The following is a 15,518-nucleotide window of genomic DNA, read 5'->3' as shown; positions in this document are numbered from 1 at the left end:
CCCCGAGCCAGGCCCGCGTCGCGCGGGCCTGGTTGCCGTGTCTGCCTGGGTACGTCTGCGGCGCGTTCGGCATGGGCCCGGGCGCCGTCGGCCGGCTGCGCGCGGGGCCCGGCGTCGGTCCGACGGCCGTGGGCGGTTGCGTGGTGTCCGGAGCCGGCCCGAGCGCCGTGGGCCGGCCGCATGCGGCTCAGAAGCCGTGCAGCGCCCCGCCGTCCACCGGGACCATGATGCCGGTCAGGTAGGACGCCGCCGGGGACAGCAGGAACGCGGCCGTGCGGCCGAACTCCTCCGGGGTGCCGTAGCGGCGCAGCGGGATGCGGGACTCGTTGGCTGCGCGGGCCGCCTCCGGGTCGGGGGACAGGGCGTCCAGCTCGCGCACCCGGTCGGTGTCGATGCGGGCCGGAAGCAGACCCACGACCCGGATGCCGCGCGGGCCCAGCTCGTCCGCGATCGACTTGGCGAAGCCCGCGAGCCCGGGGCGCAGCCCGTTGGAGATGGTCAGCCCCGGGATCGGCTCGTACACGGAACCGGACAGCACGAACCCGATGACGCCGCCCTCGGTCAGCTCCGCGGCGGCCTCGCGCGCCAGCCGCACCGCGCCCAGGAACACCGACTCGAACGCCGCCGTCCACTGCTCGTCCGTGTTGTCGGCGACCCCTCCGGCCGGCGGCCCGCCGACGCTGATGAGGATGCCGTCGAAGCCGCCGAAGTGCTCGCGGGCAGTCGCGATCAGCCGGGCCGCCGCCTGCGGGTCGGAGTTGTCGGCGGCCACGCCCACGGCGTTAACGCCCAGCTCCGCCGCCGCCTCCTCGGCCGGCTTCCCGTTGCGGCCGGTGATCACCACCTTCGCCCCGTCTGCGACGAGTTCCCGCGCGGCCGCGTTGCCCAGCCCGCGGGTCGCCCCGGTGACGACGTACACCCGGTCCTTCAGTCCAAGATCCATGGCCCTATCCTGCCTTCTCGCCCCCGCCCAGGGCGAGGGCGGTGCCCACCAGGCCGAGATGGCTGAAGGCCTGCGGGAAGTTGCCGAGCTGCCGGCCGGTCACCGGGTCGTACTCCTCGGCGAGCAGACCGACGTCGTTGCACAGCCCGACCAGCCGTTCGAACAACTCCCGGGCCTCGTCCGTGCGGCCGGTGAGGTGCAGGGCGTCCGCGAGCCAGAACGAGCAGGCGAGGAACGCGCCCTCCTCGCCCGGCAGCTGATCCACGTCCGTGTGCCTCAGGTCGTACCGGAGCACGAGACCGTCGCAGGACAACTCCGCGCGCACCGCGTCGATCGTGCCGGTCACCCGCGGGTCGTCCGGCGGCAGGAAGCCGACGAGCGGGATCTGCAGCAGCGAGGCGTCCAGCGCCCGTGAGCCGTAGTACTGGGTGAACGTGTTCCGGTCGGGGTCGTAACCCCGCTCGCACACCTCCCGGTGCACCTCCTCCCGCATGGCCCGCCAGCCGTCGAGGTCGCCGTCCAGATCCGGATGCTCCTCCAGGGTGCGCACGGCGCGGTCGGCGGCCACCCACGCCATCACCTTGGAGTACACGAAGTGGCGGCGCCGCCCGCGCACCTCCCACAGTCCCGCGTCCGGTTGCCGCCAGGCCGTCCGCAGGAACTCCAGCAGCGCGCACTGCACCCGCCACATGGGCGGCCTGACCGGCAGCCCGGCGCTGCGGGCCACCGACAGGGAGTCGATCACCTCGCCGTACACGTCCAGCTGGAACTGCTTCACCGCGTCGTTGCCGACCCGGACCGGCGCCGAGCCGTGGAAACCGGGCAGCCAGGGCAGCTCGTACTCGGGCAGCCGCCGCTCGCCCGAGATGCCGTACATGATCTGCAGGTCCGCCGGGTTGCCGGCGACCGCGCGCAGCAGCCAGTCACGCCAGGCCTCGGCCTCCTCGTGGTAGCCGGCCGCCAGCAGGGCCCGGAGGGTGAGCGTGGAGTCGCGCAGCCAGCTGTAGCGGTAGTCCCAGTTGCGTACGCCGCCCAGGGACTCCGGCAGGGAGGTCGTGGGGGCCGCGACGATACCGCCGGTGGGCGCGTAGGTGAGCGCCTTGAGGGTGATCAGGGAGCGGACCACGATGTCCCGGTGCGGGCCGCGGTAACGGCACCGCGCCGCCCACGTGCGCCAGTCCTCGACACTGCTGTCCAGCGCCTCGAACGGGTCCACGAGGGCGGGGCGGGGCTCGTGCGAGGGGTGCCAGGTCAGGACGAAGGCGACCTTGTCCCCTTTGGCGACGGTGAACTCGGAGTGGGTGGCGAAGTCCTTGCCCCAGGTGCGCACGGGGGGCTCACTGCGCAACCACACCGAGTCCGGTCCTGCGACGGCCACCCGGTGACCGTCGCTCCGCCGCATCCACGGCACGATCGAGCCGTAGTCGAAGCGCAGCCGGAGCTCACCGTGCACGGTGACCCGGCCGTCCAGGCCCTCGATGACGCGTACGACGTCGGGGGCGCGGTCGCGCTGGGGCATGAAGTCGGTGACGCGGACCGTGCCGTCCGGGGTGTCCCAGTCGGAGTCGAGGACGAGGGTGTCGGGACGGTAGGCGCGGCGCGTGCACAGGTGGGCGCCCCTGGGCGCGATCCTCCAGTGACCGTGCTCCTCGGTGCCGAGCAGCTTGGCGAAGCAGGCGGGCGAGTCGAAGCGGGGCAGGCACAGCCAGTCGATGGATCCGTCCCGGCCGACCAGGGCGGCGGTCTGTTCGTCGCCGATGAGTGCGTAGTCCTCGATCCGCGGGTGCACGGTGAGCGGGTTCCCGATGGGACGACGGGGCAATCAGGGGGTGGGCCGGGGGAGTGACGCCGCGTGGTGAGCGGCGCTGTCCATGCTCGTGGCGGCCGCGCCGGAGAAGATCACCCCCGGGTCCGACGGGGTCTGGTTGAGGACCCACAGGCCGATCAGCGTGGCCAGGGTGAAGACGACCGCGACCAGCACGGTGAGCACGAGCCGGCGCCGGCGCTCGCGGCGCAGCCACGTGCCACGTGCCGTCCGGTAGGCGTCGGGGGCGGCGTGCACCCCGTCCGCCAGCGCGGCGAGGGCCTCGCGCAGCTCCCGCTCCGTACGGTCCGGACTGGTGCCACGCGACGGAGTCGCATCTCGATGCGTCATCGCCGGGCCTCCATCGCCTGGGTCAGGGCGGCGATGCCGCGCGCCGTGTGCGTCTTGACGGATCCGCAGGAGATCCCCATCGCCGCGGCGATCTCCTGCTCCTTCAGTCCGAGCCAGTGCCGCAGCACGAGCGCCTCCCGCTGCCGGGCGGGCAGCTGCTGGAGGGCGCGGATCAGCACCCGCTGGTCGTCGTGGAGGAGCGCGGTGCTCTCGGCGGAGGCGACGACCTCCTCCGTTGGCTTTTCCTCGTGCCTGCGGGCCACCTGGAGGTGGCGTATGCGCATCCGCGTCAGATTGCAGACGGTGGAGCGCAGGTAGGCCTCCGCCGCCTCGGTGTCCTTCAGGCGCCGCCACTTCCGGTAGATCTGGTAGTACGCCTCGGCCACCACGTTCTCCGGATCGTCGGCGCCGAGCAGCACGGCCAGGCGCAGCATCGAGGCGTAGTGCCGCTCGAACAGGCGGGCCACACCGGCCTCGCGCTCCAGCTCCGCCGGGTCGCTCACCGCGGGGGTGAGGGGCCCGGCCGGGCCCGCGGGCTGTGGCAGCGGGGTCAGCGTGGCGGGGATGTGCTGTCTGCGTCTCACGGGTTGTTCGCTCCCGTCTCGGGGCGCCGCCTGACGGTCAGGCGCGACGGCAGGTCGGTCGCGTCGGCGCCGCGCGGGACGCCGAGGCGTTCGAGGGCCGCGGTCCCTACCACGGCGACGACCAGGTTCAGGAGCAGGGCGGCGAGCCCCGCGTAGATCTCCAGCGGCGGCCGCCCGGTGGCGAGGGGCACGATCGAGGAGAAGCCCTCCCGCACCACCAGGAGGGTGCCGGCCACCATGCCGACGCCCCACCCGGCGAGCAGCGCCCGGGGGTGCAGCCGCCCGGTGAACAGGCCCACGGCCACCGCGGGGAAGATCTGCAGGATCCAGACCCCGCCCAGCAGCTGGAGGTTGACGGCGTCCTGGTCGCGCAGCCCGAACACGAACGCCACCGCGCCCACCTTCGCGGTGAGCGACACCGCCCGGGCGATGCGCACCTGCCGCTTGGGCGTGGCCGTCGGATGCACGTACTCGACGTACACGTTGCGTACGAAACTCGTGGCGGCCGCGATCGACATCACCGAGGCGGGGACCAGTGCGCCCACTGTGATCGCGCCGAACACCAGCCCGGCCAGCGGCCCCGGCATCAGCCGGTCCACCAGCATCGGCACGGCCGCCTCGGCGCCGCCCTTCGGTGCCCGGACCCCGGCCGCGAGGGCCGCGATGCCGAGGAAGCCGAAGAGCGCGAGCAGCCCCGTCCAGGCGGGCAGCGCCACCGCGGTCTTGCGCAGGGTGCGCGGGCCGTCGGCGGCGAAACCGGCGGTGAGCACGTGCGGGTACATCAGCAGGGCCAGCGCGGAGCCCAGGGCGAGGGTGGCGTAGGCGGGCTGCTGGGCGGGGGTCAGCAGCAGCGCGGAGTGTGCCGTGTCCGTGCCGCCGAGGCGCCGGGCCGCGCCGTCGAAGACCGGGCCGGGGCCGCCGAGCCGGTCGAGGACGAGCCAGGTGACGGCGGTGAGCGAGACGAACACGGCCACCGCCTTCAGTGCGGCGATCACGGTGGGCGCCCGCAGCCCGTGCCGGTAGGTCGCCACCGCGAGCCCCGCGAAGAGCGCCACCATCACCACGTCGCCCGTGGCGCCCCGCGGATACACGCCCCCGGCCGTCAGCACGGCCCGTATGCCGAGCAGTTGCAGCGCGAGGTACGGCATCGTCGCGAGGATCCCGGTCAGCGCCACCACCAGGGCCAGCGGCGGCGATCCGTACCGGCCGCGCACGAAGTCGGCGGCGGTGATGTAGCCGTGCCTGCGGGCCACGGTCCACAGGCGGCTCAGCAGGACGAAGGCGAGCGGGCAGACGATCACCGTGTACGGCACCGCGAAGAAGGCGGGCGCGCCGTTGCCGTACGCCAGTCCGGGCACGGCGGTGAAGGTGTACGCGGTGAAGATCGTGCCGCCCAGCAGCATCCAGGTCCACACGGGGCCAAGGCTCCGGTCGGCCAGGGCCCAGCCCTCCAGGGAGGGCAGCCGGTCGTTCGGGCGCAGACGGCGCGCGGTGACGGCGAGCAGGGACGCTCCGCCGATCACGGCGAGGAACGTCGCGGTCATGGCGCCGTCGGCCATGGGTCACCGTCCTTGGTGTGCCTGTGCCCTCGCAGGAGAGTTGCGCGGACTGCCGGTTCGGAGGACAGGGAACCAAGAGGAAATCTTCCGGACATTCGCTGTCAACCGTTTCCGGCGGGTGGGCAACTCTTGCACGAACCGACAGCGAGCGGAGAGCCGCGCGTACCGCGCACTTCTGTCACGAGTGTCACGAATTCTCACACCACCCTTGAGGTGAGGAGCCGCCATGCCCGCATCACCCCTGGCCGAACCCGGACTCCAGGCGCCCGAAAAATCACGCATATCCCCCCGGACGGTTCTCGTCTGGACCGCCGTCTCACTGCTCGGCGCCGTCGCCTGGGGCGTCCTCGGGCTGGCCCGCGGGGAGAAGATCTCCGCGGTCTGGCTGGTGGTGGCCGCGCTCGGCTCGTACGCCATCGCCTACCGCTTCTACTCCCGCTTCATCGCCCGCCGCGTACTGCGACCGGACGACCGCCGGGCCACCCCTGCCGAACGGCTGGAGGACGGCGTCGACTTCCACCCGACGGACCGCCGGGTGCTGCTCGGCCACCACTTCGCCGCGATCGCCGGCGCCGGGCCGCTGGTGGGTCCGGTGCTCGCGGCGCAGATGGGATACCTGCCCGGAACCCTGTGGATCGTGGCCGGGGTGATCTTCGCCGGGGCGGTGCAGGACATGGTCGTGCTGTTCCTGTCCATGCGGCGGGACGGAAAGTCGCTCGGTCAGATGGCCCGCGACGAGATCGGCCGGGCGGGCGGGGCGGCGGCGCTGATCGCCGTCCTCGCCATCATGATCATTCTGTTGGGTGTGCTGGCCCTGGTCGTGGTCAACGCCCTCGCCCACTCGCCGTGGGGCACCTTCTCCGTCGCCATGACCGTCCCCATCGCCCTGTTCATGGGCTTCTGGCTGCACCGCATCCGCCCCGGCCGGGTCGTGGAGACCAGCCTCATCGGGGTCGCGCTGCTGCTCCTCGCCATCGCCGGCGGCAGCTGGGTCCAGAACTCCTTCCTCGCCGGTGCCTTCACCCTGAGCCCGACGACCCTGGTCTTCTGCCTGATCGCCTACGGCTTCGTCGCCTCGGTGCTGCCGGTGTGGATGCTGCTCGCGCCGCGCGACTACCTGTCCACCTTCATGAAGATCGGCACCATCGGGCTGCTCGCGGTCGGCGTCGTGGTCGCCGCGCCGGTGCTGCACGCGGACGCGGTCAGCAAGTTCGCGAGCTCGGGCGCGGGCCCGGTCTTCGCCGGATCCCTGTTCCCCTTCCTGTTCATCACCATCGCCTGCGGCGCGCTGTCCGGTTTCCATGCGCTGGTCGCCTCCGGGACCACCCCGAAGCTGATCCGGAAGGAGTCCCAGGTCCGCATGATCGGCTACGGCGCCATGCTGATGGAGTCGTTCGTCGCGATCATGGCCCTGATCGCCGCCGCGACGCTGGAGCCGGGCCTGTACTACGCGATGAACGCGCCCGCGGGCCTCCTCGGCGCGACCGCCGAGTCGGCATCCCACGCCGTGGCGGGCCTCGGCTTCACCATCACCCCCGACCAGCTGACCCAGGCCGCCAAGGCCGTGGAGGAGCAGACGCTGATCGCCCGCTCGGGCGGGGCGCCGACCCTCGCCGTCGGCATGTCGGAGATCTTCTCCGGCGTCCTGGGCGGCACCGCGATGAAGGCCTTCTGGTACCACTTCGCGATCATGTTCGAGGCGTTGTTCATCCTGACGACGGTCGACGCCGGTACCCGCGTGGGGCGCTTCATGCTCCAGGACATGCTCGGCAACGTGTGGAAGCCCTTCGGCCGGGTCACCTGGAAGCCGGGCATCTGGCTGTGCAGCGGTCTCGTCGTGGTCGCCTGGGGCTACTTCCTCTACACCGGCGCCACCGACCCGCTCGGCGGGATCAACCAGCTCTTCCCGCTCTTCGGCATCGCCAACCAGCTGCTCGCCGCCATCGCCCTCGCCGTCTGCACCACGGTTCTGATCAAGTCCGGGCGGCTGCGCTGGGCCTGGGTCACCGGAGTTCCGCTGGCCTGGGTGGTCGCCGTGACCTTCACCGCGAGCTGGCAGAAGATCTTCTCCGGTGACCCGCGCGTCGGGTTCTTCGCCCAGCGGACCAAGTACGCCGACGCCCTCCACGCCGGACAGGTCCTGCCGCCCGCCAAGAACGCCCACGACATGCACACCGTGATCACCAACTCCACGGTCGACGGGGTGCTGATCGCGCTGTTCCTGCTGCTGGTCGCGGTCGTGATCGTCAACGCGGCGGTGGTCTGCGTGCGGGCCGTCCGCTCTCCGGGGGCGCTGCCGACCACGGAGGCGCCGTACGTGGAATCCCGCCTCGACGTGGCCGAGCAGGCCGCCGACGCACTGGTGGGAGCCCCGTCATGAACGCCCGGCGGTGGGCGGGAGCCGTGCGCTGGTACCTGCGGGAGCTGACCGGGGAGGCCGAGTACGACCGCTACTGCGAGCGGCACCGCCGCCACCACCCCCTCGCTCCGGTGCCCACCCGCCGCGAGTACGAGGTGCTGCGCACACTGCACCGGGAGACCCACCCGCAGGGCCGCTGCTGCTGACACCGGCGGACGGACCGCGGGGCGGGCGCGCCGTCCCGCCCTGGCACCCGCGCGCCCGCCCCGCACGTTCTCCACTCGCAGGACCGCCCGGCCGACCACCGGAGGTGAGCGGACCCGGCCGGGGTCACACCGTGGCCGGTGCCGGCTCCTCGCTCGTCTCCTGCGCCGCCTTCGCCCGCTCCCGGGCCTCGCGGCGGACCAGGATCACCCAGCCGACGGGGACGCCCGCCGCGAACAGCCACCACTGGACCGCGTACGGCAGATTGATGTCGCCGAGGCCGATCCAGCTGCTGTCCTCCTTGGGCGACGGGATCAGCTGGGGGCTGCCGCCCTTCGGGGCGGGGGAGACCAGTTCCACGTAGCCGCCGAGCATCTCCTTGGCGGAGGTGTCGCCCGCGTCGCGCAGCAACGCGCCGACCTGCTCGCTGTTGATCAGCATGATCTGGCGGTCGGGCAACCCCTTGAGGTTCTTGATGCCGCTCGCGGCCGTCGTCTCGTCCTGCATCAGCCGGCCGGTGACCGTGATCTCGCCCCGGGCGGGTGCCGGGATGTTCGGGAAGGCGGTCTGCGAGGCGGGGGAGTCGATCCAACCCCGGTTGACGAGGAGCGTCCTGCCGTCGCTCAGCACGAAAGGAGTCACCACGTGGTAGCCGACGTCACCATTGGCGTTCGTACGGCGGCGCACCACCACTTCGTGCGCCGTGTCGAAGTGGCCCTTCGCGGTCACCCGGCGGTAGAGGTCCTCGTGGCGGACGGTCCCGCCCACCGAGGTGAGAGACTCGGCGGGCACGGGCGTCGCCGCCAGCGATTCGTTGATCAGCTTGTTCAGCGCCTGCCTGTGGTCGTGACGGTGCAGCTGCCAGAAACCCAACCTGATCATCGTGGGGATGAGCAGGAGAGCCACGAGGGTGAGGATCACCCACTGCCGGGACAACAGGAAGCGGTACACCCCACGACGGTACATCTCGGACCGTGCCGCGCCCGCAGGGGGGTGCCTCAGACCCGGTCGACGATTCCCACCTGCCCCTCCGCGCGGGCGCAGTGCGCGCCGCAGTACCAGTGGCCGTCGACGTCGACGCCCTGGCCGATGATCTGGACGCGACAGTGTTCGCAGATGGGCGCCATACGGTGGATGGCGCAGGCGAAACAGTCGAAGACGTGCACCGCGCCCTGCGCGTGCACCTCGAACGTCATGCCGTAGTCGTTTCCGCAGACCTCGCAACGTGCCATGCGCCACAGCGTGAGCCGTCGCCGTGGCGCGGGCGAGCGGGCGGCGGGCGAGTCGCGCGGCAATCACCCGTCCGCACGGGTCACGGCGCCGACGGTAGGGGTCACTCCGGCGACGCGGGCTCCACGTCCCGCAGCAACTGCCCGAACGCGGCCTCGTCGATCACCGGTGTCCCGTATTGCCGCGCCTTCACCGTCTTGGACGTGCCCGAGTCCGGGTCGTTGGTGACGAGCAGGCTGGTGAGCCGGGACAGGCTCGTCGCCACGTGCAGCCCCGCCTCGACGGCACGGTCCTCCAGCAGCTCCCGCTCGATGGAGGTGTCCCCGGAGAACGCCACCCGCATGCCCTGCTTGAGCCGCTTGCCTTCCTCGTACCGCCCCGGGTTGGGGTAGGGGCAGGAAGGGCGCCTGCGGGAGGGGCGCCAACTGCTCGGGCGGTAGCCCCCGGAGGACTGGCGCGGCACCGTGGGCGCGGCGGACCACTCCGTCAGCGGGCGGCACTCCAGCAGCGGCAGCCGTACGCCGTCCCGGGCGGCGGCGTGCAAACTCGGCCGGAACGCCTCGGCCAGCACCCGCGCGTCGTCCAGCGCGTGGTGCGCCCGCTGCTGGACCACCCCGAAGTGCGCGGCCAGTGTCTCCAGCTTGTGGTTGGCCAGCGGCAGGCGCAGTTCCTTCGACAGCGCGATGGTGCACAGCCGCTGACGGACCGGCGCCTCGCGCTCCGCGCGCGCGTACTCCCGGGCGATCATCTGCCAGTCGAAGACCGCGTTGTGCGCGACGAGCACGCGGCCGTCGAGCCGGGCCGCGAACTCCTCGGCGATGTCCTGGAACAGGGGCGCCCCTTCGAGGGCCTCGCTCGTCAGACCGTGGATCCACACCGGGCCCGGGTCGCGCTCGGGATTGACCATCGTGTACCAGTGGTCCTCGACCTCACCGCGCGCGTCCAGCCGGTAGACGGCGGCCGAGATGATCCGGTCGTCCCGGGCCAGGCCCGTGGTCTCCACGTCGACGACCGCGTACCCCTCCGGATACGCGGCCGGCCAGGCGGTCGGGGACGCTGCGGTCATGCGGTCTTCGAGCATGGTCACTGAGGATACGGGCCACGACTGACAGCCCCACGCCCCCACCCGCGACCCGCGGTCCTCTTGCGCCGGGCGCACAACCCGTAAGCGGCCCGGCAGCGTTGACGGCACCCTGGCTGAGGTCCCGTCAGGGGAGGTGGTGGCGGGCGCGCCCGGGTGCCGTCCGCCTCATGAGGTGCCATCCTCCCCGTGTGATGGGACCCACGCACGACGAGGCACACGGCGGCGCCCTCGGCGCGCGGCTGAACTGGCTGCGGGCGGCGGTGCTCGGCGCCAACGACGGCATCGTGTCCACGGCCGGCCTGGTGGTCGGCGTCGCCGGGGCGACGTCGGACCGCGGCACGCTGCTGACGGCCGGCCTCGCCGGGCTGCTGGCCGGCTCCATGTCGATGGCGGCGGGCGAGTACGTGTCCGTGTCGACCCAACGGGACTCGGAGCAGGCGGCGCTGGCCCTGGAAAGGCGGGAACTGAGGGAGCAACCGGAGGCCGAGCTCGAGGAACTGGCGGAGATACTGGAGCAGCGCGGCCTGTCCCCGGACGTGGCCCGCGAGGCCGCGGTGCAGTTGACGGCACGCGACGCCCTGCGCGCCCACGCGCGCGTGGAACTCGGCATCGACCCCGACGAGCTGACGAACCCCTGGCACGCGGCGTGGGCGAGCTTCCTGGCGTTCACGGTGGGGGCGCTGCTCCCCCTGCTGGCGATCGTGCTCCCACCGGCCGGCGTCCGCCTCCCGGTCACGGTGGCGTCCGTCCTGGCGGCCCTCGTCGTCACCGGCTGGTCCAGCGCCCGCCTGGGCGCGGCGAAACCGGGGCGGGCCGTGGGGCGGAACGTGGTGGGTGGGGCGCTGGCGATGGGGGTCACCTATGCGGCGGGGGCGTTGCTGGGGGCGGCGGGGGTGTGACCGCCCGGCTCACTCGCTCTCCGACAAGCTCATCGCCACCGCGTCGCCGACTGGCCGCAGTTCCCGCGGCAAGAGTTCCGGGTCATGCTGACCTGTGTGGCGGCGCAGTTCCCGGCGGTGCGGGGCGCGCTCGCACGGACGTCCGGTCATGACCAGCGGATCGGCACCGGCAGCGCCGTCAGCAGGCCCGACACCGCGACGACCAGGCCCAGCGCCACCACCTCCGCGCGGGCGGGGGCGCAGGCACTGAGCGGGTCGGCGGCGCGCCGCAGCCGCAGTCGCGCGACCAGGGCGAGCACGGCGACGACGGCCACGAGCAGCACCTTGGCGAGCAGGGTCCGGCCGTAGGCGGTCGTGGTGAGCTGGTCGAGGATCGTGCCCGGCGGCATACGGCGCAGCGAGCTCCACACCCCTGTCGCGGTGATCACCGCGAGGAGGACGGCCGCCACGCGGGCGTAGAGCCCCAGCAACGCGGTGCCGGCCCCGGGAGACGTACGCCAGCGCAGCAGCAGCCGCAGCGTGTGCAGCAGACCGCCCGCCCACAGTGCCGCGCAGGTGAGGTGAACCAGCGTCAGGGTGGAGCCGGTCAGCGGGGAGTGCTCCGTGGTGGGGTGGGCGCGCAGTGCCTCGGCGACGGCCACCGCGGCCAGCGGGAACACCTGGAGGGACGGCCGGCGCGACAGTGCGCACAGCCCGGCCACGAGGAACGCGTCGACCTCCAGCAGGGCCAGCGCGCCGTCCCGGGTGCGGTACAGCCCGCCGACGTCGATCTGGGCGAGCCGGTCGGGGACCAGATTGCCGGTGGCGACGACCGAGGCGAGCCCCAGCGCCGCGACGAAACCCGCACCGGCCGCGCACGGCGCCCAGCTGCGCGGCGACTCGGCCAGGGGCGCGCCCGGCACCCGGCGGGCCAGACGGGTGGCGAAGAGCTCGCCGACGGATACGCACAGCGCCGCGAACAGCGCCGTACGCAGCAGTCCGATGCCGCCGACGCCGGGCGCGGCCGCCTCACCCGTGCCGTGCAACGCGGCCGAGGGGCCGAGCAGCGGTATCAGGGCGGCGGCCGTCACGAGGGCGAGCACGGCGACAGCCCGGCGGACCGAGGGACGGACGACGGGGGCGGCGACCGCGACGGACGCGTACGCCGTGTCGGCGTCCGTGGCGTCGGATTCGGCGCCGGGTCGTGTCGAGCTCACGTCACGATCTTCGCCAGTCGCCACAGAACCGGGCAACGGAAGTCATTCAACTGAGAGAACGGCATTCCGCCCAAGGACACGATTCCGGCCACCCGGTGCCTCGGTCCCCGAGGGCGTGCCGTGCCCCACCGCCCGGTGCCTCAGCCCCCGAGCCGCGCCCCGTCCCACCGCGCGGGATCCTCTCCCCACCGCCCGGGCGGGCGCGCCCAGTCAACCGGTCCGCCCGTGAAACGGACCGGTGGCAGGGCGTAACGCAGCCGGCCCAGCGCGCTGTCGGTCTCCGCGAGCCAGGAGGCCGGGCCGTCGTACGCCGCCTGCGCCGGCCCCGTGTCCCGGGCGGTCCCGTCCGTCAGCCAGGCCGCCGTCCGCGCCAGCGCCAGCCGTACGACCCGGGTCCCGCCCTCCTCGCTCTGCTCGGTCAGGGACCTCAGGACCGCCCCGGCCAGCAGATACCCCGTGCCGTGATCGAGGGCCTGCGCGGGCAGCGCGCCCGGCCGCTCGGCCGAACCCTCGGTCACCGCTATACCGGTGGCGACCTGCACCAGGCTGTCGAAGCCCCGCCGTCCGCCCCACGGCCCGTACGCGCCCCACGCCGACAACTGGGCCACGACCAGGCCGGGCCGGCGCTCGGCCAGTTGCTCGGCGGAGAGCCCGAACCGGTCGAGTGCGCCGGGCCGGTAGCCCGTGACGACCACGTCCGCCTCGGTGAGCAGTTCCGCGAAGGTCCGCCGGTCCGCGGTCGCCCGCAGGTCGAGCACGGCGGACCGCTTGCCGATGTCCATGTCGGCGTGCTGGTCGGGGAGTTCCGGAAGCTGCGGAGCGTCGATCCGCAGGACGTCCGCGCCGAACAGCGCCAGGGTCCGGGTGGCCACCGGACCCGCGATGACCCGGGTGAGGTCCAGGACGCGGAGGCCCGCGGCGGGCAGAAGCGGCTCGCCGTCGAGCGGCACGACCGGGCGTACGGGCGCCTCGTCGAGCCGCTCACGGCCCACCAGCGGGTGTGACGCGATCGCCCGCCCCTGTTCGTGCGCCGCCCACTCCCCGGGCGTGCGCAGTGCGACCGCGAGCCCCCCGGCCGCGTACACACTCTCCTCCACCTCGAGAGACGACCGCTCGGCGAGTGCGGCGGCCACGGTCTCCACGGACGCGTCCGCGGCCAGCCCCAGGGTGCCCAGCAGCCGCTCGCGGTGGTGTGGAAAGTTCGCGTGCGTGCGCACCCAACCGTCCGCCGTGCGCCAGAACCGCGAAAGCGGCGCGAAGTTGACCGGTTCCCGGCCGTCGACCAGCAGATGCCGCTCGCTGTGGAAGGCGGTGGCCACGGCCCCGTCGTCGACCCGCACCTCGGGCACGGCCGGCAGCCCGGCCCGCCGGGCGCCCCACTCGGCGGCGGCCAGCGCGCACACCTCGACGCAGGCCCGCGCCACCTCCCGTACGGGAAGCCGCGAGGGCAGCGCGCCCTCCCGTACGACGGTCGAGATCCTCGGCACCAGCGCGGGATCCCCGCCGAGTGCCGCCCACGCCACGTTGGTATCGGTCATGAGGGCACTATGCAGGGTGTACTGGAGGCGACATGGGGAAGGGGGCCGGACAGGACCCGGCCCCTCCACGTCACTTCACCGCGCGCAGGGCGTTGACGACGCCGAAGCCGTAGAACCCGTTCACGCGCTTGCCGCCCACGCAGGTCGCGTCCACGACCCCGTCGCCGTTGCCGTCGTAGGGGGCGGTCGGGCAGCCCGGGTTGTCCGCCTGCGCCTTGAGGAGCGCCTGGAGCTGGGCCGGGGTCGCCCACGGGTGCGCGGACTTCAGCAGCGCGGCCACGCCCGCGACGTGCGGCGACGCCATCGACGTGCCCTGCAGGAAGCCGTACTGGTCGTTCGGCATCGTGGAGAGGATGCGCCCGTTCTTCGACGGCGTGTCCGGGATCTGGTACTTGTCTCCGCCCGGGCCCGCCACGTCGATCACGCCATCGCCGTAACTGGAGTAGTACGACTTGGCGTTGGTGACACCCGTCGCGCTCACCGTGACGACGCCCGGCAGCTGGGTCGGCACGTCGAAGCACTCGTGCGGGTCGACCGTCCGGGTCACCGCGGTCGAGTCGTCGGGGCTGGAATCGTCGACCAGGGCGTGGGAGTCCAGGTCGTCGTTGGAATTGCCCGCCGAGGCGACGTTGAGGGTGCCCTTGCGCTGGGCGTACAGCTGGGCCCGGTTGACCGCGTCGACGATGGCCCGCTGGTCCGGGTCGTCCATGCAGTTGTACAGCCACGGGTCCACGTAGTAGCTGTTGTTCGTGATCTCGACGCCGTGGTCGGCGGCGAACACGAACGCGCAGACGACGCTCTCCGGGTAGAAGAGCTCGTTGACCGGGTCGGCCACCTTGATGGCGGAGACCTTGACGTTCGGGGCGACACCGGCGACGCCGATGCCGTTGCGGGCCGCCGCGATCTCGCCGGCGACATGGGTGCCGTGGTAGTGCTCGGGCTTCGCCGGCCGCCAGGCGCCGTACGCGGTGTCCGCCTTGCCGCCGACGCAGTTCGCGGACTGCGCCGCGGAGAAGTTGGGCGCGAGGTCCGGGTGCGTGTCGTCGACACCGGTGTCGATGACGGCGACCGTGACGTTGCGGCTGCCCGGGTTGATCTTCGCGGCCTTGTCGGCGCCTATCGCGCGCAGGTCCCACTGGTCGGCCTCGAGGGGCTCGCTGCCGTCCGCGGTCGCCGAGGACTTCGTGATCTTCGCCGCCTCAGCCTTCGTCAGGTACTGCGCGGCGCCCTCGTCCGTCGTGCCGGCGGCCGTCAGCGGGGCGGTCCGGGTCGCGCCCGCTGACTGCACTCCGCGGACGGCGCGGAGGGTGCGGGCGAAGTCCGGATTGGCGGAGTGCGCGACGATCACTCCGATCTTGTCGTACGTCACCACGATCGTGCCGCCGGCCGCGGCTATCGCCTGCCGCACCGTCGACAGCGTGTGACGGTCCGTCCGGGTGTTGACGACGTACGCGAGTTCCTGCCCCTCGGCGGTCTGGGCGGTGGTGGCGGTGCGCGGGGCGGCCGACGCGGCACCCGGCAGGAAGCCCAGCGAGGCGGTGAGCGACAGCACGACCGGTACGGCGAGGGCCAGGCGGCGTCTGAGACGGCGATGAGCCATGGGGTCTCCACATCATCCGGAAAACGTGAACCTGCCGGACACGGGTGACGTGACCGGCAGGTACATGACGAGTGGTGCAGGGTGTGAAGCTATCCGGCGCCCCGGCCGGCCAGCAACAAGTTCAAGCGAAAGAAAAAAAGGGAGTTGAACCGGCCCCCGCGCGGCGC

14 protein-coding genes are annotated in these 15,518 nt (G+C 72.9%); 3 read left to right on the top strand and 11 right to left on the bottom strand.

The genetic code is table 11. The features are described from left to right. Positions 1–187: 187 nt before the first annotated feature. Genes ACIRC0_RS35665 through ACIRC0_RS35645 form a run of 5 tightly spaced genes read right to left on the bottom strand, consistent with a single transcriptional unit; the run spans position 188 to position 5,241 of the window. A complete protein-coding gene (locus ACIRC0_RS35665) occupies positions 188–943 on the bottom strand; it encodes an SDR family oxidoreductase (RefSeq protein ID WP_403625028.1) in 756 nt (251 codons plus the stop codon). 4 nt (positions 944–947) lie between these two features. Continuing rightward, positions 948–2,732, bottom strand: coding sequence for a glycoside hydrolase family 15 protein (locus ACIRC0_RS35660; protein WP_403625026.1), 1,785 nt, complete (start codon positions 2,730–2,732; stop codon positions 948–950). 33 nt (positions 2,733–2,765) lie between these two features. Then, a complete protein-coding gene (locus ACIRC0_RS35655; RefSeq protein ID WP_403625023.1) occupies positions 2,766–3,098 on the bottom strand; it encodes a hypothetical protein in 333 nt (110 codons plus the stop codon). Next, positions 3,095–3,682, bottom strand: a complete 588-nt coding sequence (locus ACIRC0_RS35650; RefSeq protein ID WP_403625020.1) for a sigma-70 family RNA polymerase sigma factor — start codon at positions 3,680–3,682, stop codon at positions 3,095–3,097. The genes ACIRC0_RS35655 and ACIRC0_RS35650 overlap by 4 nt, the downstream gene beginning before the upstream one ends. Further along, positions 3,679–5,241 (bottom strand): sodium:solute symporter, encoded by a 1,563-nt coding sequence (locus tag ACIRC0_RS35645; RefSeq protein WP_403625017.1) that lies wholly within the window; start codon positions 5,239–5,241, stop codon positions 3,679–3,681. The genes ACIRC0_RS35650 and ACIRC0_RS35645 overlap by 4 nt, the downstream gene beginning before the upstream one ends. A gap of 226 nt (positions 5,242–5,467) precedes the next feature. On the opposite strand from ACIRC0_RS35645, the gene ACIRC0_RS35640 reads away from it, so the two are divergent. Together ACIRC0_RS35640 and ACIRC0_RS35635 are read left to right on the top strand one after the other, a co-directional pair. Beyond that, positions 5,468–7,621 (top strand): carbon starvation CstA family protein, encoded by a 2,154-nt coding sequence (locus ACIRC0_RS35640; protein ID WP_403625014.1) that lies wholly within the window; start codon positions 5,468–5,470, stop codon positions 7,619–7,621. Next, positions 7,618–7,806: a YbdD/YjiX family protein gene (locus tag ACIRC0_RS35635; protein WP_403625011.1), complete on the top strand. Its 189-nt coding sequence runs from the start codon at positions 7,618–7,620 to the stop codon at positions 7,804–7,806. The genes ACIRC0_RS35640 and ACIRC0_RS35635 overlap by 4 nt, the downstream gene beginning before the upstream one ends. A gap of 124 nt (positions 7,807–7,930) precedes the next feature. Here ACIRC0_RS35635 and ACIRC0_RS35630 read toward each other — a convergent pair whose 3' ends face one another. The 3 genes from ACIRC0_RS35630 to ACIRC0_RS35620 form a co-directional block, all read right to left on the bottom strand. Then, the gene (locus ACIRC0_RS35630; protein ID WP_403625008.1) at positions 7,931–8,755 is read right to left on the bottom strand and encodes an SURF1 family protein; all 825 of its coding nucleotides are present in this window, start codon (positions 8,753–8,755) and stop codon (positions 7,931–7,933) included. Positions 8,756–8,802: 47 nt separating this feature from the next. Beyond that, complete coding sequence (locus tag ACIRC0_RS35625; protein WP_103845200.1) at positions 8,803–9,036, bottom strand: hypothetical protein; 234 nt, start codon at positions 9,034–9,036, stop codon at positions 8,803–8,805. Positions 9,037–9,137: 101 nt separating this feature from the next. Next, positions 9,138–10,115 carry a DEDDh family exonuclease gene (locus ACIRC0_RS35620; RefSeq protein WP_403625005.1) on the bottom strand — a complete coding sequence of 326 codons (978 nt, stop codon included), beginning with the start codon at positions 10,113–10,115 and terminating at the stop codon, positions 9,138–9,140. A gap of 191 nt (positions 10,116–10,306) precedes the next feature. Between ACIRC0_RS35620 and ACIRC0_RS35615 the strand changes: the two genes are divergently transcribed. Beyond that, a complete protein-coding gene (locus ACIRC0_RS35615; protein WP_403625002.1) occupies positions 10,307–11,017 on the top strand; it encodes a VIT family protein in 711 nt (236 codons plus the stop codon). Between the two features lie 146 nt (positions 11,018–11,163). On the opposite strand, the gene ACIRC0_RS35610 is transcribed toward ACIRC0_RS35615, so the two are convergent. The 3 genes from ACIRC0_RS35610 to ACIRC0_RS35600 all read right to left on the bottom strand — a co-directional run bounded on the left by ACIRC0_RS35610 (position 11,164) and on the right by ACIRC0_RS35600 (position 15,351). Beyond that, on the bottom strand, positions 11,164–12,213 hold the full coding sequence (locus tag ACIRC0_RS35610; RefSeq protein WP_403624999.1) for a CopD family protein: 1,050 nt from the start codon (positions 12,211–12,213) through the stop codon (positions 11,164–11,166). Positions 12,214–12,353: 140 nt separating this feature from the next. Then, positions 12,354–13,751, bottom strand: coding sequence for a CoA transferase (locus ACIRC0_RS35605; RefSeq protein WP_403624996.1), 1,398 nt, complete (start codon positions 13,749–13,751; stop codon positions 12,354–12,356). Positions 13,752–13,821: 70 nt separating this feature from the next. Next, positions 13,822–15,351 carry a S8 family serine peptidase gene (locus tag ACIRC0_RS35600; RefSeq protein ID WP_403624993.1) on the bottom strand — a complete coding sequence of 510 codons (1,530 nt, stop codon included), beginning with the start codon at positions 15,349–15,351 and terminating at the stop codon, positions 13,822–13,824. Positions 15,352–15,518 lie beyond the last annotated feature (167 nt).

It is taken from the genome of Streptomyces sp. NPDC093984 (assembly GCF_044764595.1).
Classification (GTDB): domain Bacteria; phylum Actinomycetota; class Actinomycetes; order Streptomycetales; family Streptomycetaceae; genus Streptomyces; species Streptomyces cynarae.
The sequence above is the reverse complement of the archived record's forward strand: the minus strand, read 5'-3'. Positions and strand labels throughout refer to the sequence as shown.